This window comes from Paenibacillus sp. CFBP13512, from assembly GCF_005233705.1.
Lineage (GTDB): Bacteria > Bacillota > Bacilli > Paenibacillales > Paenibacillaceae > Saccharibacillus > Saccharibacillus nuruki.
In genome coordinates this window covers 72,490-95,339 of the sequence record NZ_QGAD01000015.1, presented here as the reverse complement: position 1 = coordinate 95,339, position 22,850 = coordinate 72,490, and the positions used below count along the sequence as shown (strand labels likewise).

Below are 22,850 nucleotides of genomic sequence, written 5' to 3'. Positions count from 1 at the left end.
CTAATTTTAGATTTAAATTTAAATCGTATAAAAACAGAAATTATAAATAAACTTTTGTGACTATCTGGGATAATTAGAGTCATATTTCATACAAAAACAGAACTATACTTGTAGATAACTAAACTTATGAATAATTAGCAAATAATTAGATTTTTTGCTTTTGATTTTCTGTTTTTATATGAATAGATTATTTATCTTTATGTATTCTTAGGAAAGTAGAAATCAAAGTTCTGTTTTCTTTAGAAATAAAATGTCTAAAGTCAAGAGTAGCAAGGGAATTGCTGATCCTAAGTCTTTCTTTTTTATATATCTATCTTTTAAAATAGTATCTACATACAAATTTTTATTCATCTTTTAGCTTAAAGCTTATAATGAAGAAGATAGCTACTACAATTCTTTAAAATAAAAGAAAGTAGGAATTCATTTGGAAATAACCTCAAATTTTAAAAAGCTAAAACCAGAAATCCAACAAGCCATATTAAGTGAAGAATATTGGCCTGCATTAACTACCTTATTAGATTTTGAAAGAGTTCCAAGTCCTCCTTTCGAACACCGCTCACACGTTTTTAAAGCAATTAACGATAGTATTGCAATCAAACTCTTTACTGATCGTAGTAAAAATGGACATGATATTAAAATTCACGAAGCATTATCAGGTATACCTTATTATCCTGATATGTACGCGTACATTGATAAACAGGTTATTATCATAGAAAAAGCATCTGGAGAAGCTTTAAATGGTTTATTAAAAAAACAAAAGATAAGTAAGGGTGAACTGCAATCAATAAGAGAACAATATAGCGAAGCTGTTAAGTTAGCGGCTGAAAGAAACGTAGAAGATTGGGATTTTAAATTGGAACATATATTCTGGGATCAAAAAACAAAAAAATTAATGAAAGTAGATTTAGGAGGTTATGATCTTTATACTGATTTTCAATTAGATCCAGAAAATCAAGTGGCTAGGGGATTAGAAGTTCTAAACCGAGAAATGAAAAGATACCTAAAATATCTAAATAATTAGAATAAGGATCAAATGAGAATCTAGAACTGCCATCTCATTTGATCCTTATTTATTGGGATATACTCTGGATGGTTTGAGATTAGCAGCTGTAATCAATCTATTGAGAGTACGGAAGTGTATTTTAACATGAGCTTGAGATAGACCAGAATCAATCAAGTTATTCATCGTTAAACGTATACCTTTTGCGTGCAGTTGTAAAACATGATCAATCATCGTTTCATTTGTCCATTTTTTTGTGTTGGGGGGTATATTCAATTTAATTTTGATGCGTTCACATTCTTTTAATATTTGGTTCCAATCCATATCTAACATGTAAATAAGGTAGTTCAATGCTGGCTGTTCTTTGTTTCTATAGCGCTGGTAATAATCACAGTTGTTTGAATCTAGCCGTTTTAATTCATATACTAAATTTGGCAAAAGGAAAGCTTCTATGTCTCCGGCTGATGGTTTCGGAATATAGGTCTTTATAAAGGTACTCCAATTCATATCAAATAAAGATTCAATTTCTTTTGATGTAGGAAGATGTTTATGTTGAACGTTTATATCATATGTAGCAGCTGATAAGTCCTGCAATGTTAATAAAGTATACTGGATGCGAGCGATTATTTTATCTACAGACGCATCGGACCATTTGAATTGTTTAAACCTATTCAAGTATTTATTCACTCCTATAAAACAATATATTCAAGTTGAGCTTTTTTTAAAATATGATACAATAATATTATACATTTTAAAGATTCACCCACTCCCTAGCAAGCGCTTATGGGAATTTCTTTTTCAAAACACTTATCTTTTCGAGTGACTACTGATTTTTGCAATCCTTGCAGAAATAATAGTCGTTGGAAAGGGCAAGTGTTTTTTTGTTCTAAAGACTATTGAGAGGACGATGAATATGAATGATACAGCTAATTTTATCTCAAAAGAAACAATCAATATGCTATCTAATATTAGTCTTGATGATGTAGCCGAACGCTTAGGGCATACATTGAGAAGATCAGGAAACAATTACGCACTTTTTTGTCCAAATCCAAATCATGGCTTTGAAAAAACACCTGATACGATGATCAGTCTTTCTAAAGGATTGTTTAAATGCTTTGGTGGAGGCGGTTGTGGTTGTCGTGGTAATAATGCGATTAGTTTCTATAGCTGGCACACCTACGGGTCAGCAGAAAAAGAATACTTTAAAGATTCTGTAATAGGCTTAGCAGAAATTTATGGGATTCCGGTAAAATTTGAAAATGGTAAAGTCATCAAAAATGATTCAGTACAGATTGTACCTAAACAAAGAGCAGTGATGGATGAAGTACCTGCTCAACCTGATGAAATTTGTAATAAAGTCTATCGTCGATATTTATCTCTATGTCCTTTACTAGAAGATCATGTCAAAGAGTGGAGAAAACGTCGAAAATACTCAGATAGCGAAATTCAAGCTTTTGGATTACGATCTGTACCTACTAGTGTCGAACAAGCAAATCAAATTGTAAGAACATTGCTTGAAGAAGGTTACAATCTAGATCGTATACCTGGTTTTAGTAAAGCATTAAAAGTAAATGGTGATCCGGCTAATGAAGATGATTGGTATTGGATCATAGGGATGCAAGGGAAATATTATCTTCCAGTCCGCAATGAGCTAGGATTGATTGTGCGTTTACGCGTAGCAACTGGAAGAACAGACGGAAAAGCAAAATACGTTTGGTTTTCATCTGATCCGACTTCTCCTGATGAAATTAAGAATAGTACCGTTTATTCGAGAGACCGCTTACGTATAGGTGGAGCTCCTTCAGGTGCTGTTATTAATGTCACGGTTCCTTCTAAGCTTTTAAAATTATGGAAACCTGGTGATGAATTAAGTCATTATTTCGATACTTCTGTTGCCATAGTAACTGAAGGAGAACATAAATCAACTATTACAGCCAATTACACAAATCAGCTAGTTTTTGGTTTGCCAGGCGCAGGAAATTATCAAGACCTAATTCCATTAGCGAAAAGGATGCAGATTAAAAAGTTAGCTATTGCTATTGATACAGATGCATTTGTAGATAAAACTAAAAAACAAGGTAAAAATGTGATTGTATTTCAGCACCTTCAAAATATGGTTACTCTTTGTATTAAAGAGGACATTGAGGTAGTACTCTGGTGCTGGAATCCTGAAGATGGAAAAGGATTAGATGATAGTCTTTTAAATGGAGTTTTACCTATAGAAATTGATATTCTTACAGATGATCGAAAAGTAATATCTTTACCTTATATAGGTTAAAAATAATTATAGTCATTTAAAAACGGAGTGATCTCATCGAGATACCTTCGTTTTTTTTATGAAGAAGGAGCTTATAACATGGAAGATTTTATATTGACGAATTGGATTTTAATTATAGCGATAATAATCGTAGGTATAGTACTTTTTAAAATAAAAAGATTGATAAGTAAATTGATTGGGATAGGATTTATGTTGTTCTCAATTATTCGATTTTTATTGTTTATTAAAGGGTTGTAAGGAGGAACAATAGTGAAAAAGGTAATACTGTGTGTAATTTTGATTGCTCTAGCAATAGCTTGGAACAAATATGATATTGGAAAATCAAAAAAAGTTAATCATATCCCTATTTATGTCCATACTACAGATGTTATCCAGATTAAGATACCTTTTAAAAGGTATCCTGAAACGGTACAGCATATGAAAGAAGCGATAGAAAATGGACAACCTTCTATTTGTACAATTGACCGCGATGGGGCAGATCGACGAAGGGAAAATTCTTTGAGAAATACTCCTATCAAAAAAGGATTTGATCGAGATGAATTTCCTCCAGCTGTATGTGTAGAAGGTGGTCATGGAGCAGATATTAAATATGTACATCCATCTGATAATAGAGGCTCTGGAGCTTGGTTAGGTCGTAGAATCCAAGACTATCCAGATGGCACTCAAATATTATTTATTACGCCTTAAACCAAAAGACTGAAGCTTATAGAGATATTCCTCTATAGCTTCAGTCTTTTTTGTGTTAATACACATAGATTGTATTACCTGTACAGTCATCCCAACCATGAATATCTTCACCTTCATCTAAAGCAGTAATGACTTGCTTTTGTTGTATGAGGGTAGCTGGGCTTATGACAGCAATAACTTCATTATTTTGGACAACCTCAAACTTGTATAGTCCATGATGATGTTCAATAGGAATGATTTTGTAATTATCTCTCATCCATATATGCATAGCGAGCTCTCCTATAGCATTAAATCAGTAATTATATTTTCTTATTCCTCTTAGTAAAAGGAATAACATTATTCTTATGATTAGAAATGACCGGCATAGCTATAATCTCATTGAAGTTAGAATAAGAATTCTCTTTAGATTCAAAATAAGAATGTTCTTTTTCAGGATAAGGATAACAAGAAATACCTGGACTATTATAATCAATTTTATGCTGGGAAAGCGAATGTAATTGATTATGATCACGTTGTCTTTTGTCAGAATCAGCTTTCCAAGAAAATAAGATCGTTTGTCCAAAGTCACTATTAGAATCTAGCTGATTCCAACTTATATAAGGTTCGGTTGTATGAAATTGGTTTTCTATTTTTTTATAAACGGAGGTAGGTTGGATATAACAAAATGCAATTATAAAATCAGTCATTTTTAATGTAGGATAAATTATAAAAAATAGAATTAGGTTATACCATGAAGACAAATATGGAATATTCCAAAAAATAATTACTGAAATAACGAGTACAATATTTAGTATATGCTTAAAGAGATAGGTTGTCATAGGTTTTCCAATAATTTGAATCATATTGGGCTTATGCAGCGGGATCGTATGTGAAGGAATGATATGGGAATACACCCGATCTCTAAAATCATTAACCACTTTGATATAGAAAGGATCATAAGCATTACTCTTCTGATCTGAAGTAACAGCAGTAGGTGGAGAGAATAGATAATATAAATGTGTAGGGGAGATGAACGAGGTAGCTGCCCAACGTTGCACCTCTAAAAGGTAATGATTCTCTCGAATTTTTTCCATCAATGCTATTTGATTCTCATTACTATGAGCGATTATAAGAGTCGCAGTAAAGAGAATGAGCCAGCTCCCGTAGTGTTGAACATAGTGGATCAATAATAAGTTATAACTTGAAAATAAAGAATTACCTACTAGAAGTTGAATAATAAAAGTAATCGGATAGGCAAAAACAGCGATTAATATTACATTTTTAATTAATTGTAATAGAGATGAACATAAAGCTCTCATAGTTAAACCTCCAATAATTGTTGATAATGCTAGTATATCTAGGTTTGGAAAAACTTTCATTTTTTTAAATAGACAAAATTTCAAGGGTATGATAATCTTTGTTTTATAAATTTCAATATTATTCCTATTTCGGTGTCATGCGACAACCTGAATTTTTTTCACAAATCGCGTTTAAATTAAAACGACCAAACCTAGTATGTCTACTAGTGAGCGTTATTGGTTCTTTTAATTTGGATGCGATTTTTTTTGTCCAAAAATAAAAGAATAGGAGCGAATAAGATGAATAAAGTAAAGGTAGCACTTTCAAAAAACGGTACTATTTCCAGCACGATCACGAGCTTGAGTAGCTTGCTTGATCGAATACCTAAGATGAGTGTGTTAAAAACCATAGCTATTCACAATATGTATTTAACGTTAGAATTTGAAGATACGATCACTTCAAACAATCAAAATAGTAATCCACAAACATGTATATGGAAAGACAATATTCTTTCAAAAGTATTTCAAAAAAATAATATTCGACAGTCTCTTATTGCGATTATTAACGAGTTAAATTCTATACAAATACGGAACAATAATGTTATTGATGTAACCAAAGTACTTATTTCAGACCAACAACCTAACGATTCGGTCATCGAATTTCATACCACTGTATCGAGTTTTTCTAAAAACCCTTTGGTAGAAATAAAATCAATGGCAACTCCTGTAGAATATAAGGAAATAGAAGAACCTACATTCCAAGAACGTTTGTTAATCATTGATTTTAATAATTTAGTCACTACATGCTATTATGCAATGGCTGCTAGGGAAGGATCAGAACTTATAAAATCCAGTCAAGGATTGTATACAAGCGCAATTAAACCCTTTTTGAACAGATTGATTTCTATGATTAGAAAATATATGCCGACTCACTTAGTATTTGCAATGGACGTAGCTCGTTCTGAAACGTTTCGTCGAAAACTCTATCCTGGATACAAAGCTAATCGGGATGATAAAGAGAAGCCAGATGCTTTAACAGAACAACTATCGACTGCACGCAAATTACTCCATGAAATGAATATTAAAGTTGTAGAGTCTCCAGCAATGGAAGCAGACGATGTGATTGGATATATTACGAAGAGGTGGATCAAAGAAGATAAAGGGAAAGTAGTTATTTTAAGCAATGACAAGGATTTATATCAGTTGTTAGAAAAAGATGTAATTCAAGTGATTCGTGATAACTCAGAAATGACTCATACAAAGTTTTTCGAGAAGCATGGTTTTGAATGTGGTTTATATGCTGATTATAAAGCTATTTGTGGAGAAGCCGGAGATAATATACCAGGAACGAAAGGAGTTGGAGAGAAAGCAGCTCCTCTTTTATTGAAAGAATATGGAGGGGTAGAAAACATTCTTTCAAATCTTGAAAATTTCCCGGAAAAGTTAAAGCGGTATGCTAAAAACTTTACTAAAGAAAAGGAATTAACAGTATTGAGTAAAAAGTTAGCTTTATTGGAATGTGATATTCCTACTTTGGATCATATACCCTTAGAACAATTTAAAATGAATATTAATAAACGAGGAATGAGAACACAAATGGATCTTTTAAACATCAATTTATGATAAGTTGTACCCAACAGATTTTTTGTGTATGATAAATAAATACTATTACATTAATCTTTAACACTCGAAAGTCAGGCGACTATCGATTCTATTATCCCCTAGGGAATTTAACAAAGAACTATGTTCTTTTGTTCTATTTAGAATCGGATCGTCTGGCTTTTTTTGTGCTTTCAATGAATATTATTGTTATAATGGAGGTAGAAATGAAAGAAGCCAATGGTCTATTTGCACTAGATATTGTTATTGATCATCTTACTCCTTGCTTAATTAAGATTGAAACTGGAGAAGTATGTGAAACAGAAGTTTCTAAAGTCACGGCAAAGGATGTATCTTTAGTTCAGTTAGAAGATTGGAATTTTGATTGGCAAAGTCTTTATCAAAAACATAACATTCAATTATTAAAACTGACAGTTGAAGGTTCTTCGATTATTGAAGGTTTAATTGCTTTTGAAAAGATGGAAGGTTATGTTGAGATCCATCTTGTCGAAAGCGCACCTACTAACGTGGGTTCGAGAATCTATTCCGGTGTCGGTGCTCATCTGTTTGCTATAGCTTGCAAAAAAAGCATCGATTACGGGTTTGAGGGATATGTTGCATTTAATGCAAAAACGAATCTTATCGAACATTACATGAAAGTTTTAAATGCTGAATCGATTAATGCTAGAGGGCGAATGGTTATTGATGAACAAGCAGCTCTCCAATTAACAAAAGTATATTTTCAAGAAGGAGATGTATGGAATGAATAAATACGAACGTGAACATTTGTTTTATCTTTCAGATCATCTTACTGATATCACTAATGGAGCATTAGTCTCAAAGATTCCTGATGTAAATCAAGAATTAAGTGATAAAGAAACCAAAGAGTTTATTGCGAAAAAGAAAGAAATGAAATCTGCTTCAAAATAAAGGTGTACAAGTACTCAAGCCAATCTCTTGAGTACTTGTGTTATCTTATTTATGAAGCTTATATGCACTCATCTTTTGAGTGACCGTGTGTAATAAATTGGTCATTGAAAAGGTGCGTGCATTTTTTTGCGCCTAAAACCAATAAAAAAGGAGATTTACCATGACAAACATGCAAGATTTAACCATTCAAGAAAAGCAAACAGAGATGCGGAACCTTGTAAGAGAGATCAACAAGCATTGCCATTTGTACTACACCTTAGACAATCCGATTATCTCTGATATTGATTTTGATTATTTGATGGATTTGTTAAGAGATCTTGAGAAGGAAACCGGAATGATTTTGCCCGCTTCACCTACACAGCGTGTTGGAGGCAATATCTTACCTGGTTTCCAAGAACATGAACATCGTAGTCATCTATGGAGTCTAGAAAAAGCAAACTCTATTGCAGACTTGAAGACATGGGAAGCTCAAGTGAAAAAAGCCATTCAAGCTCATAATGCGGTTCATCCCAATTTTCCTCTTCCAGATCCTAGCTATGTTGTTGAACTAAAATTTGATGGTTTAACATTAAATTTAACGTACAATAATGGAGTTTTGGTTCAGGCAGCAACGCGTGGAAATGGAATTACGGGAGAAGGTGTTCTTGCTCAAGTTAAGACCATTTCTTCTATCCCCCTTGAAATTCCGTATATGGGATTAGTTGAAGTTCAAGGTGAAGGTATTATGAAACTTTCCACACTGAAAAAGTATAATGAAACAGCTATAGAACCGCTTAAAAATGCTCGGAATGCTGTAGCCGGTGCGATTCGAAATTTGAATCCTCAAGTGACAGCTGAACGAAAATTAGATGCATATATCTACAATATAGGTTATAGCCCGGATTTAAATCACACTCAACATAGTGAAGTCTTCGATTTTCTAAAGCTAAACCGATTCAAAGTAAATCCGTATGTCCAATATCATTCTACGATAGAGGATATTATGGAAGAACTTGAATCGATCAAGCTGAATCGTCCAGAACTGGATTATTTGATTGATGGTGCTGTCATTAAAGTATGTGACCTGAAAACAAGATCTGTTTTAGGGTACACTTCGAAATATCCTAAGTGGGCAATTGCATATAAGTTCGAAGCAGAAGAGGCAGTAACTTCTCTAAATTCGATTACTTGGGAAGTTGGTAGAACAGGCAAGATTACTCCTGTAGCCTGCTTAGAACCGGTGGAAATTGGGGGTGTGACAGTTTCTAGCTGTACACTAAACAATAACAGTGATATTGAGCGTAAAGGATTACGCTATGCGTTAGGAAAAGATATCATCGTGCGTCGTTCGAATGACGTTATACCTGAAATTTTAGGTATGGAAGATCCTGATGCTATAGGTGAACAAGTAATTCCACCGCAATATTGTCCTTCTTGCCAGCGCGAGCTAGTTAAAAACGGAGCACATCTATTTTGTACTAATACATGGAATTGTGAGCCACAGCAGATTGGATGGATTACTCATTTTTCTAGTAAAGAAGCTATGGATATTGAGGGATTAAGCGAGAGTACAGCTAAATTACTATTTGATCATAAACTTATCAAAGACCCTAGTGATTTGTATCGTCTTGATGCTAATAACTTAGTAGGATTGCCAAGTTTCCAAATTAAAAAAGCTGCAAAACTCTTGAATGCGATTGAAAAGAGTAAATCAGCATCTTTAGCTCGGTTTATTCGCGCTATCAGTATTCCTAATGTAGGGAGTAACTCTTCGAAAATTCTAGCAGATGCTTTTGGCAGTATAGAACGTCTGCAAAGTGCTACTAAAGAGGAATTAACAAGGTTGCCGGACATTGGAGAGATTGTGGCCATAAGCATTCAAGCATATTTCGGTAATGAGAAATATACAACTATTGTTAGCCGTCTTCTTGATTTTTGTAACCCGGAGAATCCTGTTAAAGTGGATCAATCTCTTGCCACTGATAACATATTTAATGGCAAGACAGTTGTTATAACAGGAACATTCGAAACGATGAAAAGAGACGATGTTACTTTGAAGCTACAAGAACTTGGAGCAAAAGTAGGATCTGGAGTATCTAAAAATACTGATTTTCTGATTTTTGGTGAAAAGGCAGGTTCTAAAAAAACAAAGGCTGAAGGTTTAGGCATTCGATTAATAAATGAGAGTGAATTGTTAAGCATTATCTAAAAGAACAAAGTGAACCCTGGTCGAGAAAGTGGATCAGGGTTTCTTTATGTAAAGGAGAAATTATGGAAGCCGAATTAGAATACGGATATGCTTATACAACGTTAGATATAGAAAATAACAATGATAATTTAATCGTTTTATATCGTTTAATGTTGTCAGCCAATTTTGATGTCCCAGACAATGTAGAAACCTATATGCTGGAGACATTAAATGATGTTGATGATTTAGTATCGATGCGATTAAAAAAAGAACTACGAAAATCACAAAATAAAGTTGAATTCGTATTTTTATCTCAATCTAAAGAGTCGATCACTCATTTGAAAGATAAAGAATTAAATCGTTTAATTCAGATGCGGTGTGGCTTTTATAATATCAATCTGAATAATATAGAAGGCTCGTAACTCTGTACAAAAGTGAAATTTAAAATAAAATGATGACCCGGTATTAAAAGTCACTTCACAATATTTTGTGAACCTTTTATATCGGGTTTTTATATGGGAGAGAATAATATGAATTTATTAAGCAAATTTGAAGAGGTAAAAATTGATATTCTAGAATTTATTGATGCCGAGGATCAAACAATCTGTAAAGGACTTGAAAATGAATGTATACGAGCTACCGAATCAGTTGATTCTGTACTAACCTTACTAGATTTAAACCCATTCAAAAATCAATATTATAATAATTGGGAATTAGTAAAGCAGTTAGAGTCCGGAAAAAAAGGAATGATTATTAAATTTGCTAACGATATTAAAAAGCATTTCGAATCCAAATATAATGTAACTATATTCCCGTTTGATGCTGAAGGGTTCAAGAAGATTGATTATGTAGAGATTGTAGATGATATTATTGCAAGGTTAGGTGGGTTTGATTTTAAAGAAAAAGCATACTTAGAAATCAAAAAAAATATTGAGAAAAACATATATCTTCCACATGTGAATGTGAAAAATATAAATATTCGAATTAAATCTTTCATAGCTTTTGAGCCAGCTATTTTTAAAGTTGGTTTCTGGAATCTAAAATCAGACAGAACATTGAAAGAACTTTTTTATGCACTAGAATACTTTGAAAGCAAAAGTGTCACTTTAAGAAAAGAACTAGATGCCTTCCGGTTTAACAACTCAAGAGACGACTGGTTTGAACCATTTATTTTTGAGAGTATGACAAAAATACGTGAAATTAAATTTTTCAAAAATAATAGCATCCAGTTAAAATTTGATTCAAATGCTTCAGCAATAGAATTTGCCAAAACTTTTTTAAAGTATTCAGAATCTGTTTTAGTAAACAGTGGTGTTTGATATGAAATATCAAAGTTCAAATGAATCTATACCTACAGCTAAAAGAGAAGAGATTAACGCTAAAATCCTAGGGATTATAGATTCCAAAGATAATCAAAATATTACGCATGAAGACATCTACCAAGCCTATACAGGAATTGGTGGTCTGCATGGTCTTAAATTTAAAAACTTTTATAATTATCATGAATACTCTGAGGCAAAAAAAGAAATTGAGCAAGGTCAATTCTTTACACCCTATTCGATCTGCGATCTACTTTCTAAAATACTTCAACCACAATCTCATGAATTAATTGCAGACTTAACTTGTGGAATGGGGAACTTTTTTAACCATATGCCACATGAAGCAAATCTATATGGAAACGAAATCGATTTAGCATCCTATAAAGTAGCGAAGTATTTGTACCCCGAAGCCCATATTAATAATGAAGATATCCGAACCTATGAGCCCAAGTTGAAATTTGATATTATCCTAGGTAATCCCCCATTTAATTTACAATGGGGGACTCATGAAAATAAGGAATATAGTCAGAATTATTATTGTAGAAAAGCACATGAATTATTATATCCTGGTGGACTACTAGCTTTAATAGTACCTAGCAGTTTTATGAGTGATGATTTTCATGATGGTGGTATTATTAAAAAAATGAATGAAATGTATTCATTTGCATTTCAATTTGAACTGCCGAAAGATTGTTTCAAATCATATGGAGTGGTGTCTTTTGCTACAAAATTAATGGTTTTTCATAAAAGAAGCGAGCACATGGATCATTGTGATTATTCATTTAACAAGATCAGCACTACATGGGATTCAAATCTATTAGCTAATATGTTGTATGAAGACTATATAGATCCTATTCGAAAGCAAAGATATGAGAATAGACATCAAATACTTTTTGAATCTAAGGTGACGAATGATAACGATGTAAAAAATCAGAATATAATTAAAAAACTATTATTTGATATTAAACGAAATCCCAAATTAACAAAGCATTATCCCATTGCCTTATACAAAGTTAATCAATTATCTGTACAATCCAAACCTGAATCAATGACAGCCAGTGAATGGGAATATACTAAATTAACTCCAAAGAAAGTAATTAATGATCTTAGAACAATATTATCAAATCAACATATTATCGAGAAAGATGAAATCAATTTAGTAAAAAATAAACATGAGCTTTATTATAAAGCTTATAGTTATGCTGCTCGTCAAAGACTTGAAATGATGGAGATAACAAAACGTATTTCTATTAATGATTTAATCATTAAGCATTCCTATCCATTTGAAGATAAGAAATATAAAAAACTGATAGATCAAAAAACGAACAGCTATAGATTACAATCAAAAGCATATAGCCAGATGGATAGAGATATGGAGATTGATCAGTTTTTAGATAATATAGAATTTTGTGATACATTAAATAACCAGACGATCAAACTCAATGATAAGCAGAAATTAGATGTTGGTTTAGTGATACAAAAACGTTATGCACAGCTTAGTTGGACTCAAGGCTCTGGCAAATCGTTGGCAGCTATTGCATGGTACAGGTATCTGCTTAGAGCTTCTAAAGTTAATAATGTGTTTATTGTGAGTACAGCTATGGCCATCCATCTAACATGGGAGGTTATTCTAGATTCTTATCAGGAAGATTTCATAACAATATCTTCATTCAGTGATATTGAACGTATTCGTCCAGGACAAATCGTATTATTGTCATTTGAACGATTGCAAAAAATTCATTACCGATTGAAGAGAAATATTAAAAAATCAGGAAATAAAGTCGCTTTAGTGGTTGATGAATCAGACGAAATTTCTAATTTAAATTCTTTACGGACTCAAGCCGTATTAAATTGTTTCAGACGTGCAAAATTCAAATTGCTGACTACAGGAACTTCAACAAGAAATCATATTGCAGAATTATTTCCTCAATTAGAATTACTCTATAATAATTCTGTAAATATGTTGAATGAGAACAAAGTTAGTTATGAAATAAATAAAGAAGGAAAATTAGTTGAGAAAAAAGAAAAAAGCTATTTCAAACCATTTCCTCCATACAAAAAAGGACTAGAAATGTTCAAACAATACTTTAGTCCTAAAAAAGTTACTGTTTTTGGATTAACAAAAAATAGTCAAAATATATATAATTCATCTGCATTATCAGATTTAATCGCAAAGACGACAATTACAAGAGAATACAAAGAAATAGTAGGTATCAAGAATTATGATTATATTAATCATTCTGTAAATCAAAGTGTGTTCGAAGAAGAAGTATACACTAAGATTATGGAAGAGTTTAATGCTTTACTTCATTACTTTAAAAGTACCGATAATGCACGTAAAGATTCAATTCTTAAAATTATAAGACAAATTAATTTGCTAATTGAAAGCTCATCGACTCCTCATTTATTTAAAGAGTATACGAGTACACTTCTTCCAACGAAGATGATTCATATCATGGGATTAGTAGATCGCTTTGATGAGCAAGTAGCGATCGGGACGGTATATAAAAAGTCTGCTCATGAATATTATAGACATCTGAAAAATAAATTCCCGAGCCGTCCTATTTTTCTTATTACCGGTGAAGTGGATTTTAAACTACGTCTTCGGATGATTAGAGAGTTCCAAGATACTAGGAATGGTATTTTAATAAGTACACAGCAAAGTTTAAAATCAAGTGTTAATATTCCTTCCTGCAACAAAATTATTATTGAATCGTTGCAATGGAACATGCCTAAAATGGATCAGTACTGCTTTCGCTTCATTCGCTATACAAATACAGATCCAAAAGAAATTCATAGAGTCACGTACAATCGAACCATTGAACAAAATCTGTTAGCTTTATTAATTAGTAAAGAAGCTATCAATAAATTTGTGAAAACATTAGAAATTCAAGATGATGATGATTTGTATGAAGAGTTTGATATTGATACAAACCTGCTAGATCAATTGATGATGATGGAAAAGGATGATAAGGGACGGAAATATTTAAGCTGGGGTAAACAAACGATCCAAAATTAAAAAATGACCTCAATTCTTTATATAAGAATTGAGGTCATTTTCTTATGAATAGAATAATTAACCCCATTAAAATTTTCTGTTATGATAGATGTATACATTTTATTTATCATTCTCAAGTCATGCGACTACGAGACCTCTCTTTATCAATCACGCTTAACCAGGCGTAACAATTTGTAATTGTACCTTGTGTACATTTAATTGTTGCTTCTGGTTAGGCGTTATTTTTTTGCCTAAAAAACCAAAAAAGGAGCAAATAAAATGAAAACAAAACCGAGCGAAGTATTAGCCAAATTAAATGAGGAAATACCATTATTTTTACAGGGAGTCGTCAATTCTTCAATATTTGCAGGTATAACGTTAGCTACCCAGTTAAAAGAATTAAAAATAGAAGAAATCCAGCAGTTAATTCAATTTGTACTTGAGCACAACTCTACTTTTTATGAAAAACAATATCAAGAGGGTTCCAATTATTATGATTTGCTAAATGCTTATATCCAAGAGCAGATCAATAAAGAGTTTTTTAAAGAAAAATGTAAAGCTATTCGCATTGATAATATGATTTTGATTTTTCTTGAAATGGACGCGGAACAAATTAAATCTTCTATTAGCGAATTATATAATGCATACGAAGACCAAGAAAATCAGGATCAAGATAGCTATATGGAATTCATGAATGTGGTAGGTAACATTCTTTCCGGTTATTTGCCGTTGCAGCTCACCTATGTTAATCACTATCAGGATAAACTTGGTAATGCTATACCGGGTTATACAGAGCGGTATGAAAAGTTTTTGAATGGCACATTATTGTTTGAAGATGGAGAATGAATATGACTATGGTAAATAAAGAATTACACACGAAGATTGGTGATTGCGATTATTGTAATCATAAAAACATTTTAGTGATGTTAGAGTTTGATCCGGATCACGAACACGATTATTTAGAAAAATGTTATTATGGCTGTTCCGATGAGAAATCTTGTGAAGAGAAAGAACGAATGGTAGGCAATTGTGATCATTGTTATATGGAGAATGTGTATGTTCATTATCAGCATGATTCATGGGGAGAACATATTATGAACCAATGCTATTATGGCTGCGGAGATGAAAGAAACAATTTGAATGAAGAAACGCAAAAAATCAATGTGATCTCACTTAATATTCTTTCTCAAATTTTGTGTTATAGTTCTACGTGGCAAGTAGATCTAGTAGTAGATGGTAAAGAGACATCTTTAGTGTTGATCAGACTTAATGGTGAAACCAGAGTGAAATTATTAGAGCAAATTATAAATTGTAAAAATATTAATGAAATCCAACGACTTAGTATGCAAATAAATATGAATTAAATTACATGAAGAGCAGACAACTTATTTAAAAGTTGCCTGCTTTTTTAAGGAGAAAATAATGAAATACAAAACAGATTCTGGAATTTTCAAGGTGTTAGCTGTATTCTTCACAGTATTATGTAGCTTTTATCTTTTAAGCAGTATTTTAGATTTATATCAAGAAAATCAGTACTATCCAGTCTTGTTGATTATGGCATGTTTTCTATTAAGATATCCCCATGAGTATCTACATTTTATAGCGGGTAAGTTGATTGCATTAAAAAGTATCATATCTTTTAAACGGTTAAATGCCACTTGCACTCCACTTGGAATAATGAACAGAAAAGAACTTTGTACATTTGCTCTGGCTCCTTTTGTGAGTATAGGTTTTGTTTTAAGTGTAGGAGTCATTTTAACCAACGATATTTATCAAGTATTCTTTATAGGAGTACTGATCTATCATTGTTGCGCTTGCTATTTTGATTTTGTTTATGTGGTCATTGCTTGTATATACAAAAATAAACAATTTAAAGATCATGGATTGGTTTTAGAAATTTTAAAATAAGGAGTCGAATATATATGCAAGAAAATCTAGATACTCGACGTATGTTTGAGGGCAGTTCATTAATTGATATTTCAGAATTAGCGCACCGATTCGATTTTACTATTCCGTTAGCAGTAACCAGTACTCTTCAGGAAGAATTAGGAGAAGATTCAATGTTTGATGTAGTTAGAACATTACGAACAATTATTAATTTTGATCCTTATCAAAGTACTATCGAATATGGTGTATGGACTTTGAAAAAAGGAAAAAATTCGCTTACTAATGTAAAAGCATTTATTCTAAAAACTGATCAAGACAATGGTCTAATGATTGTTATTAAGTTATCTATGCATAATTAAAAAATTAAGAAAACCATACAAAACAATGTATGGTTTTCTTAATTATCTTTGAGAGTTTTTATAATAATTTCCAAGTCCTAAAGCACAGGAAGCAAAGAATATTTTAATAGCTGTTATCATCAAGGTCAGAACAATATACAAATCTACAATAAAATGATACTATAAGTTTATTATTTCACTTTATTTACTCCATGCATGCGCTACAGGAGAATTTTTTTTCTTAAATACACTTTCTTTCGAGTGACCAATTTATTGTATTCCTTATGGAATTGGTTTCTGGAAAGGGCGTGTATTTTTTTTGCCCTAAAACCAATTTAGGAGGATTAGTATGACTTTAATAGCCAAAAAGAAACAAACGTTTTCGGACAAAGAGAGTAAACGGATTGCAGTTAAACTTGAACAAAAAAGAAAAAAGATGGTAGCACTTGCTATGGAAAAAGGACTTCTGGACTCGGAAGTTCTTAAATTAAGTCAAGAGGTTGATCGATTATATATGCATTTCATGAGAATTCAAAAAAAGTAAGAATGTGTGTACAAAAGGGGTTGCATTTTTAATGCAACTCCTTCTTTTAATGAAGAACTAATTTACAACAGAATAGATCTTCTTTCAAAAAACCAATTTTAAGAACAGTGTCATAGACCTGATCTATTTCTGGACCTTGTTGCCATCGGATAATAGATCTACCGGACTGATCAGTATGAAGCTTAAATTCGATATCAGGATAAGCAAAGAGTAATTCTTCATTTAATATTTTTATTTGACGATTTGAATGATCCATAAGTTCAACTCCTCAATATTTTTGTGTATCGAAATAGTAACATGTATTTATCCAATTTGCATTCAGTGTAATTAATTTGATAGAAGTGGAGTGTTTGTTATGGAAGTAGTAGAAAAAGCTAGATTGGTATTACAGAAAATTTATACGATAAGTAAGAAGAAAGAACAGCCCCGTTTGTTTATTCAAAATTTGCCTTGCGAATCTGCAAAATTCAAACCAGGGGAACAATTATTTGTCCATGTGGATAAGGGGAATAAGGAGATTACCATCCAGAATAAGAATTTTAGCCACGACTCTTTTATGGTTCATGTATCTTCTAGAAAAAATAAAACAAATGGTGAAGAGCGACCTTTGATTGATACTGCTAGAGATTGTTATACATCTATCATAGCGATTGAAGACAAAGTTGAGTTACGTGTATATGTATATGACGACTATTCAAAAATTGTTGTTTCTCCATTAAATTACGATATACGCAAAACAGAAACGATCTATACTCCTCGCGATCAGCGATTTAAACTGCTGAGTCTTGCAGCTGGAGCAGGGATTGGAACAAGTCACTTTGTAGACACGGGAGCCTTTTCAAGTATGCAGGAAATCGAGGTAGAAACCGATTCTGCTGAAAACTTAAAGTACAACTTTCCGAATTCCTTAGTGACTCAAGCCGATATTCGAGATTGTAATTTAGTAGTGAAATCAGATGTTGCACTGGTTACACTGCCTTGTAATAATCATACAAGCTTAGGTGATCGAAATCAGGATATGTTTGATAATATTTCGTCCGCAGCAGCAAAGATACTTGTCGCCTCAGAGCCTGAAATTATATTTTTTGAGAATGTACCAGGGTACTACAAATCAAGAGCTTATACCGATCTACAGGACTTGCTAAAGCCTAATTATCCTTACTGGATAGGTCCTATCCATTTAGAAAGTCATGATTTTGGATCTATCGCTAAAAGAGATAGAGGTTATGCTGTAGCCTTTTCTTCTCAAGAAGCTATGTACAATTTCAAAATTCCTACTCCTCCAGAGAAAATCAAGAGAAAGAAATTGAAAGACTACTTAGATCCGACAAGTACATTTTTTGAATGGAAATCGTTAGAAGCTTGGAATGAGTCTTTTAACTCAAAAGTAGAAAAAAATAACTCATGGGCTAATCGTTCAACGAGCTTAACTTTTTTAGATGGAGATGCTAATTTGATGCAATGTATCCCTAAACGTTATCGATCACATAGTGCTAGTAATAGCTATGTACTCAATAATGATAAAAAAAGTTGGAGGTTCTTAACTGTAAGTGAGTTAAGAAAAATATTTCTAATTCCTGATTGGTTTGAGTTTGTGACATCAACACCGATTTGGAGAGTGTATGAACAGATTGGTCAGTCTGCTTGTGGAAGAGTTTTCCGAATTTTTGCAAATGAAATAGCAAGAGTTCTTATGAAATCGATTCTCACACCAAATAGAACAAAAGGAGTTCCTGAACAGGTTTTAACAATGGATCAGAGCGGCCAACTTTCACTTATGTAAATCATGTAACGACTGGAGACTGAATGATAATCATTGTTCAGCCTCTTTTTTCAGTATGTATATGATCATAAGAAGTTTTTTGGAAAATTTTAATTATAAATTAAAATAAAGGAATGATAAATATGCAAATTGCAGTTATTCATGTTCATCATGGAGTAGCCAAGGCAATTGATCATCAATATATTAATACAGTAATCATTGATTTTGATACTATGAAGGAAGAGTACGAAGATTTAGGTTCATCATTAAATCGCTATAATTGTAATCATTGTCATCAAGAACTTTATGAGTATGAATGGAATATTGGTACGCTTGCTGTAGGTCTAGATGTTTCATCTGAAACAAGAATGGCAACAGGATTACAAGACGATCTATTCTATTGCTGTTATTGTTTGCAACCATCTAAATTAAAAGATATAAAATAATAATTTTAAAAGAGAAGATCTAGATAGATCTTCTCTTTTTTTATAGGAGTGTAAGAGATGCAATTAGATCTTTTTAGTGAATGGAAAGAACCTATAGAATTACCTGCGTTAGAAGAAAACCCTGTGTACAATAAAAGAGTAAATGAGCTTGATCAAGAAATAAGACTGATCATAGAGCAATTTAAGAAAGAATACCTCGATGTAAGTAATTTAAGTGCTTGGGTATTCCCGTCTTCATTTGGTAAAGATTCTTCACTGATGTGTGTATGCCTTATGATAGCATTATCTGAAATTGATAAGGATCTACTTTTAAGACCGGTCTATATTGTATCTAGCGACACTGGACTTGAAAATCCACTTTTAAAGTCTTTTGTGCATAAATCGATTGAAGGTATTAATAATTATGCTTCAATCCATAATATTAATTGTCTGAAAGCTTTAATTGTTTATCCTTCTTTAAATAATAAATTTGCTATAAAAGTTATAGGATTCGGGAACGTTTTACCAGATTTTAGAAGCGCCTTCAGATGGTGCACAGACGCTTTCAAAATCGACCCAATTGAGAAGATAGAAAGGTCTCTAATCAAGCAATACGGTAGTATAGTGGTGTTTACTGGAGTACGTGTAGATGAGTCACAGAATAGAGCAAACAAACTTAAAAAGTATAGAGACAAGTCCTTCATTTTTTCAAAATATGATGATGCGGTAGGTAAAATAAAAAAGCGTTTTGAAAGTCATCCGATCAAAAACATAAGTACTGATTTACTTTGGAGAACATTGATGAAGATTCGTGTATTTCCGTGGGGTACTAGATTTGGGGAATTATATTCTTTGTACAAAGACAGTGAAGAATGTCCAATGACTAAAAGTGATAAAGGAAAGTCGTGTGGCAGTAGTCGCTCAGGCTGTATTTTATGTCTGTATGTAGCCAAAGACCACATGTTAGAACACTTTAGTAACCAAGGGCAAAAATGGGCAGATCCAATTATAGAGCTTCGTAACCTAATGCAAGATATGCGTTATGATATAAGATTTAGAGAACCCATTCGAAAAAAAAGAATTAAAGAAATAAGAAAGAATAAAAAGGATTTTAGTATTCAGTCCCAGCTTTTTGAAGATGCCAGTTTAATAGATGATTCTGTTTCGTTTGATGGGATAGGACTGGACTCTGAGCCAGTTAAAGACGATTTAGCTGTAGCAAGTTTCACTTTAGCAGCAAGGATATTTCTTCTTAGAAATGTACTTTATTACCAAACTAAAGCAGGTATTGAAATCGTTTCGCTTGAAGATATTGAAGAAATAAAAAAGATATGGAAACGAGAAATGTCATGGATAGAGAACGTTGAAGATATTACTCCTCAAAAAATACCATATGAAGGTTCCCTTATTATGGATAGAGAGTATGAAGTAAACACAAAGGAATCAACACTTCCGAATCTTATGATTGACCCTAAATTTTATATGTATCATCAAAAAGGTGAATTAGATGAAAGACATTCTGTTACTAACTTTTCTATTCTTAATAGAACAGATGACTGCAATTGGAATAATATAAATTACTTATTTTATATTCCGATTGATTTTACTGGAAATGAAGAAGAAATCTATGAATATATTCAGAAAAATAGAGTCAATAAAAAAATTGATATCCCATATTATTGGCAACCAATGTATACAGGGCATCAAGAATTTTGGAATATCGTTACTTTCATTGTATGTCGAAAAGGTATAACTACGTATAATCAAGCAAGAAAATTTGTTGATAATTTTCTGTATGAAGAGTACTCATTTGAAAGTAATAACGTTCTTAAATCTAATTATTATAAAGAGGCAATAGCAACAAATAAGATTTCATCAGCGCATATAACAATAGAAAATATCGAAAAAAAGATTCAAGAATCTCTTAAGGAATATGAAATAGGAAATGTAATATCGATAGGTTTAAGAACGTTAGTACAGAATGTTTTGTGGTCTGAGTATCTTTGGAGAAAAATCAGAGACTTAACAGATCCGGAAGGAGTTCGAATGTGGCTACTCAGTAAACATCTTCCTGCTGAAATAATACCAGAATCTATCAAATTTTTTGCGGATATAGATGACTATATTCTAAATTTAAATTATTTGAAATCGCTATATTCAAAAGAAGACATTATGAAAGCTTTTAATCTACTTGAAAAAGTAAAGTTATGATAAGTTAACTGTGCTTTTTTGCCCAACTTGATTTTTTTTAGTTTAGGAATTAAGATATGAATATATTAATTAATTATTTACCACTCCAAGCATGCGCAGGGAGAATTTTTTATTCATAATAATCTTTTCACATATTCTATATAAATACGCCCTTATGGTGATTGTTGCTAATTTAGCTCATCACTATAAGGGCTTTTTTGCGTTCATTTTTATGGAATATGGAATGAGATTAATCTAAGGAGGAAGTTTATATGTTAATGATCTCAAGTGGAGTATTAAAAAATTTGGTTGAAATGTTGGTTAAGTCAGCAAGAAATTCTAGCAAAACAGACAAACTTATTTATCTCAAAACAGATGGGGAATTTTTAAAACTATATTTCCATGGTGAAGACCTTTCTGTTGAAAAGAAAATTATTGCCGAGATAGAGGAAGATTTTGAGATCGCTACTTCTATTTCTGAATTAGATACTAAAGTAAAGGCTTTGCCTGATGCAATTTTAATCAAACTCATGCGAACAGAAGATGGATTTTATATCAAATGGGGAGATTATTTTACATCACAGTTAAAGCTAGAAATACTTCCAGAAACTGCTCCTATTTTAACAGTTCCAGCACTAACAACTTCATTTAAATGGGCTCAAGGTAAATTAAATGAATTAGTGAAATCATTGCAAAGTTTCGTCATAGAACCTTCAATTGCTCAGATGGATGCTAAGAAAGTAATATTGTTAGGTTTGAATTTTGCCAAAAACCAAAATGGAAAATTAGTTGTACATGCTACAGACAGTCATAAGTATGCTTCAATTAATACAATGGATCTAGAATGGTTTGATGAGAATGTAGTTCTAGATATGCGCACTCTTACAGGAGTATGTAATGTCATCGCTAAAGATGCAGGTTTAGAGATCGGTATCACAAAAGATCAGTATATTGTATTTAGATCTGGTTATACTACTGCTGTATGCAAGCCGTTAGTAGGTAATGTCCCTAACCTTTGTCATTTGTACAAAACAGAAACAACGGCAAAATTATTAATTGATCGATTAGAGTTAGTCAAACTGTGTGACAGAGTAAATCTACTTTCACCGACATCTCCAATACTTATTATTGAGGAAAGCGCTGGGAAAATTCACTGTATTGTACCTGGAACATTGGATATGGATCTTAGATGTTCATATGAAGGAACTTTGCCAGCTTTCGCAATGAGTTATAAACATGTAAAAGAAGCAGCGAATCTTTTGAGTTCATATAAAGATTCGGATGAAATTATTTTATACATTGATTCACCGAATGAACCTATATCGTTTGGTGTTGAAGGTAAAGATGAGATGAAGATTTTCGTTTGTCCTCACCGCATTCCATATGTTGTCGAGTCGAACAAGAAAAAGAAAAAAGTATTAGTAAAAAATTAGCAGAATACTAAAGGAG

Annotated in this window: 23 protein-coding genes; 19 read left to right on the top strand and 4 right to left on the bottom strand. The window is 32.3% G+C overall.

Features of this window, described 5'->3' with window-relative positions; all coding sequences use genetic code 11:
* Positions 1–424 precede the first annotated feature (424 nt).
* Positions 425–1,021, top strand: coding sequence for a hypothetical protein (locus tag PaeCFBP13512_RS18770; RefSeq protein WP_137225266.1), 597 nt, complete (start codon positions 425–427; stop codon positions 1,019–1,021).
* A gap of 45 nt (positions 1,022–1,066) precedes the next feature.
* Here PaeCFBP13512_RS18770 and PaeCFBP13512_RS18765 read toward each other — a convergent pair whose 3' ends face one another.
* Entirely contained in the window at positions 1,067–1,675 is a 609-nt protein-coding gene (locus PaeCFBP13512_RS18765) for a hypothetical protein (protein ID WP_137225264.1), read from the bottom strand.
* 238 nt (positions 1,676–1,913) lie between these two features.
* Here PaeCFBP13512_RS18765 and PaeCFBP13512_RS18760 point away from each other — a divergent pair, with 238 nt between their 5' ends.
* Positions 1,914–3,278, top strand: a complete 1,365-nt coding sequence (locus tag PaeCFBP13512_RS18760) for a CHC2 zinc finger domain-containing protein (RefSeq protein ID WP_161594320.1) — start codon at positions 1,914–1,916, stop codon at positions 3,276–3,278.
* Between the two features lie 249 nt (positions 3,279–3,527).
* Positions 3,528–3,965, top strand: a complete 438-nt coding sequence (locus tag PaeCFBP13512_RS18755; protein ID WP_275094499.1) for a NucA/NucB deoxyribonuclease domain-containing protein — start codon at positions 3,528–3,530, stop codon at positions 3,963–3,965.
* 55 nt (positions 3,966–4,020) lie between these two features.
* Here the strand turns inward: PaeCFBP13512_RS18755 and PaeCFBP13512_RS18750 are convergent, their stop codons facing one another.
* Both PaeCFBP13512_RS18750 and PaeCFBP13512_RS18745 read right to left on the bottom strand, forming a co-directional pair.
* Positions 4,021–4,233 carry a hypothetical protein gene (locus tag PaeCFBP13512_RS18750; protein WP_137225258.1) on the bottom strand — a complete coding sequence of 71 codons (213 nt, stop codon included), beginning with the start codon at positions 4,231–4,233 and terminating at the stop codon, positions 4,021–4,023.
* 31 nt (positions 4,234–4,264) lie between these two features.
* Positions 4,265–5,323, bottom strand: coding sequence for a hypothetical protein (locus tag PaeCFBP13512_RS18745; protein ID WP_137225256.1), 1,059 nt, complete (start codon positions 5,321–5,323; stop codon positions 4,265–4,267).
* Between the two features lie 219 nt (positions 5,324–5,542).
* On the opposite strand from PaeCFBP13512_RS18745, the gene PaeCFBP13512_RS18740 reads away from it, so the two are divergent.
* The 12 genes from PaeCFBP13512_RS18740 (at position 5,543) to PaeCFBP13512_RS18690 (ending at position 17,024) form a co-directional block, all read left to right on the top strand.
* Complete coding sequence (locus PaeCFBP13512_RS18740; protein WP_161594319.1) at positions 5,543–6,865, top strand: 5'-3' exonuclease; 1,323 nt, start codon at positions 5,543–5,545, stop codon at positions 6,863–6,865.
* A gap of 203 nt (positions 6,866–7,068) precedes the next feature.
* Entirely contained in the window at positions 7,069–7,611 is a 543-nt protein-coding gene (locus tag PaeCFBP13512_RS18735) for a hypothetical protein (RefSeq protein WP_069328469.1), read from the top strand.
* A complete protein-coding gene (locus PaeCFBP13512_RS23275; RefSeq protein ID WP_161594318.1) occupies positions 7,604–7,771 on the top strand; it encodes a hypothetical protein in 168 nt (55 codons plus the stop codon). Before PaeCFBP13512_RS18735 ends, PaeCFBP13512_RS23275 begins: the two co-directional genes overlap by 8 nt.
* A gap of 160 nt (positions 7,772–7,931) precedes the next feature.
* On the top strand, positions 7,932–9,959 hold the full coding sequence (ligA, locus tag PaeCFBP13512_RS18730; RefSeq protein ID WP_241669430.1) for an NAD-dependent DNA ligase LigA: 2,028 nt from the start codon (positions 7,932–7,934) through the stop codon (positions 9,957–9,959).
* A 62-nt stretch (positions 9,960–10,021) separates the two neighbouring features.
* Entirely contained in the window at positions 10,022–10,360 is a 339-nt protein-coding gene (locus PaeCFBP13512_RS18725) for a hypothetical protein (RefSeq protein WP_137225252.1), read from the top strand.
* A gap of 108 nt (positions 10,361–10,468) precedes the next feature.
* Positions 10,469–11,257, top strand: a complete 789-nt coding sequence (locus PaeCFBP13512_RS18720; RefSeq protein WP_137225250.1) for a hypothetical protein — start codon at positions 10,469–10,471, stop codon at positions 11,255–11,257.
* A 1-nt stretch (position 11,258) separates the two neighbouring features.
* The gene (locus PaeCFBP13512_RS18715) at positions 11,259–14,276 is read left to right on the top strand and encodes an N-6 DNA methylase (RefSeq protein WP_137225248.1); all 3,018 of its coding nucleotides are present in this window, start codon (positions 11,259–11,261) and stop codon (positions 14,274–14,276) included.
* A gap of 258 nt (positions 14,277–14,534) precedes the next feature.
* Positions 14,535–15,101 carry a hypothetical protein gene (locus PaeCFBP13512_RS18710; RefSeq protein WP_137225246.1) on the top strand — a complete coding sequence of 189 codons (567 nt, stop codon included), beginning with the start codon at positions 14,535–14,537 and terminating at the stop codon, positions 15,099–15,101.
* Between the two features lie 2 nt (positions 15,102–15,103).
* Positions 15,104–15,619 (top strand): hypothetical protein, encoded by a 516-nt coding sequence (locus PaeCFBP13512_RS18705; RefSeq protein ID WP_137225244.1) that lies wholly within the window; start codon positions 15,104–15,106, stop codon positions 15,617–15,619.
* Positions 15,620–15,677: 58 nt separating this feature from the next.
* Positions 15,678–16,163, top strand: a complete 486-nt coding sequence (locus PaeCFBP13512_RS18700) for a metalloprotease family protein (RefSeq protein ID WP_137225242.1) — start codon at positions 15,678–15,680, stop codon at positions 16,161–16,163.
* Between the two features lie 14 nt (positions 16,164–16,177).
* Entirely contained in the window at positions 16,178–16,501 is a 324-nt protein-coding gene (locus PaeCFBP13512_RS18695; protein ID WP_137225240.1) for a hypothetical protein, read from the top strand.
* 328 nt (positions 16,502–16,829) lie between these two features.
* Positions 16,830–17,024 carry an aspartyl-phosphate phosphatase Spo0E family protein gene (locus tag PaeCFBP13512_RS18690; protein ID WP_069328479.1) on the top strand — a complete coding sequence of 65 codons (195 nt, stop codon included), beginning with the start codon at positions 16,830–16,832 and terminating at the stop codon, positions 17,022–17,024.
* A gap of 46 nt (positions 17,025–17,070) precedes the next feature.
* On the opposite strand, the gene PaeCFBP13512_RS18685 is transcribed toward PaeCFBP13512_RS18690, so the two are convergent.
* Positions 17,071–17,280 (bottom strand): hypothetical protein, encoded by a 210-nt coding sequence (locus PaeCFBP13512_RS18685; protein WP_069328480.1) that lies wholly within the window; start codon positions 17,278–17,280, stop codon positions 17,071–17,073.
* 99 nt (positions 17,281–17,379) lie between these two features.
* On the opposite strand from PaeCFBP13512_RS18685, the gene PaeCFBP13512_RS18680 reads away from it, so the two are divergent.
* The 4 genes from PaeCFBP13512_RS18680 to PaeCFBP13512_RS18665 all read left to right on the top strand — a co-directional run bounded on the left by PaeCFBP13512_RS18680 (position 17,380) and on the right by PaeCFBP13512_RS18665 (position 22,834).
* Positions 17,380–18,807, top strand: coding sequence for a DNA cytosine methyltransferase (locus PaeCFBP13512_RS18680; RefSeq protein ID WP_137225239.1), 1,428 nt, complete (start codon positions 17,380–17,382; stop codon positions 18,805–18,807).
* Between the two features lie 122 nt (positions 18,808–18,929).
* Positions 18,930–19,232, top strand: coding sequence for a hypothetical protein (locus tag PaeCFBP13512_RS18675; RefSeq protein ID WP_137225237.1), 303 nt, complete (start codon positions 18,930–18,932; stop codon positions 19,230–19,232).
* Positions 19,233–19,289: 57 nt separating this feature from the next.
* Entirely contained in the window at positions 19,290–21,422 is a 2,133-nt protein-coding gene (locus tag PaeCFBP13512_RS18670; protein ID WP_137225235.1) for a hypothetical protein, read from the top strand.
* A gap of 251 nt (positions 21,423–21,673) precedes the next feature.
* The gene (locus PaeCFBP13512_RS18665; RefSeq protein ID WP_137225233.1) at positions 21,674–22,834 is read left to right on the top strand and encodes a hypothetical protein; all 1,161 of its coding nucleotides are present in this window, start codon (positions 21,674–21,676) and stop codon (positions 22,832–22,834) included.
* Positions 22,835–22,850 lie beyond the last annotated feature (16 nt).

What these genes read in the sequence shown, in the direction of transcription:
- PaeCFBP13512_RS18760 (WP_161594320.1), top strand. Translation starts at nt 1,914, where the DNA reads ATGAATGATACAGCTAATTTTATCTCAAAAGAAACAATCAATATGCTA.
- PaeCFBP13512_RS18750 (WP_137225258.1), bottom strand. Translation starts at nt 4,233, where the DNA reads ATGCATATATGGATGAGAGATAATTACAAAATCATTCCTATTGAACAT.
- PaeCFBP13512_RS18745 (WP_137225256.1), bottom strand. Translation starts at nt 5,323, where the DNA reads ATGAAAGTTTTTCCAAACCTAGATATACTAGCATTATCAACAATTATT.
- PaeCFBP13512_RS18740 (WP_161594319.1), top strand. Translation starts at nt 5,543, where the DNA reads ATGAATAAAGTAAAGGTAGCACTTTCAAAAAACGGTACTATTTCCAGC.
- PaeCFBP13512_RS18735 (WP_069328469.1), top strand. Translation starts at nt 7,069, where the DNA reads ATGAAAGAAGCCAATGGTCTATTTGCACTAGATATTGTTATTGATCAT.
- PaeCFBP13512_RS23275 (WP_161594318.1), top strand. Translation starts at nt 7,604, where the DNA reads ATGAATAAATACGAACGTGAACATTTGTTTTATCTTTCAGATCATCTT.
- ligA (WP_241669430.1), top strand. Translation starts at nt 7,932, where the DNA reads ATGACAAACATGCAAGATTTAACCATTCAAGAAAAGCAAACAGAGATG.
- PaeCFBP13512_RS18725 (WP_137225252.1), top strand. Translation starts at nt 10,022, where the DNA reads ATGGAAGCCGAATTAGAATACGGATATGCTTATACAACGTTAGATATA.
- PaeCFBP13512_RS18720 (WP_137225250.1), top strand. Translation starts at nt 10,469, where the DNA reads ATGAATTTATTAAGCAAATTTGAAGAGGTAAAAATTGATATTCTAGAA.
- PaeCFBP13512_RS18715 (WP_137225248.1), top strand. Translation starts at nt 11,259, where the DNA reads ATGAAATATCAAAGTTCAAATGAATCTATACCTACAGCTAAAAGAGAA.
- PaeCFBP13512_RS18710 (WP_137225246.1), top strand. Translation starts at nt 14,535, where the DNA reads ATGAAAACAAAACCGAGCGAAGTATTAGCCAAATTAAATGAGGAAATA.
- PaeCFBP13512_RS18705 (WP_137225244.1), top strand. Translation starts at nt 15,104, where the DNA reads ATGACTATGGTAAATAAAGAATTACACACGAAGATTGGTGATTGCGAT.
- PaeCFBP13512_RS18700 (WP_137225242.1), top strand. Translation starts at nt 15,678, where the DNA reads ATGAAATACAAAACAGATTCTGGAATTTTCAAGGTGTTAGCTGTATTC.
- PaeCFBP13512_RS18695 (WP_137225240.1), top strand. Translation starts at nt 16,178, where the DNA reads ATGCAAGAAAATCTAGATACTCGACGTATGTTTGAGGGCAGTTCATTA.
- PaeCFBP13512_RS18690 (WP_069328479.1), top strand. Translation starts at nt 16,830, where the DNA reads ATGACTTTAATAGCCAAAAAGAAACAAACGTTTTCGGACAAAGAGAGT.
- PaeCFBP13512_RS18685 (WP_069328480.1), bottom strand. Translation starts at nt 17,280, where the DNA reads ATGGATCATTCAAATCGTCAAATAAAAATATTAAATGAAGAATTACTC.
- PaeCFBP13512_RS18680 (WP_137225239.1), top strand. Translation starts at nt 17,380, where the DNA reads ATGGAAGTAGTAGAAAAAGCTAGATTGGTATTACAGAAAATTTATACG.
- PaeCFBP13512_RS18675 (WP_137225237.1), top strand. Translation starts at nt 18,930, where the DNA reads ATGCAAATTGCAGTTATTCATGTTCATCATGGAGTAGCCAAGGCAATT.
- PaeCFBP13512_RS18670 (WP_137225235.1), top strand. Translation starts at nt 19,290, where the DNA reads ATGCAATTAGATCTTTTTAGTGAATGGAAAGAACCTATAGAATTACCT.
- PaeCFBP13512_RS18665 (WP_137225233.1), top strand. Translation starts at nt 21,674, where the DNA reads ATGTTAATGATCTCAAGTGGAGTATTAAAAAATTTGGTTGAAATGTTG.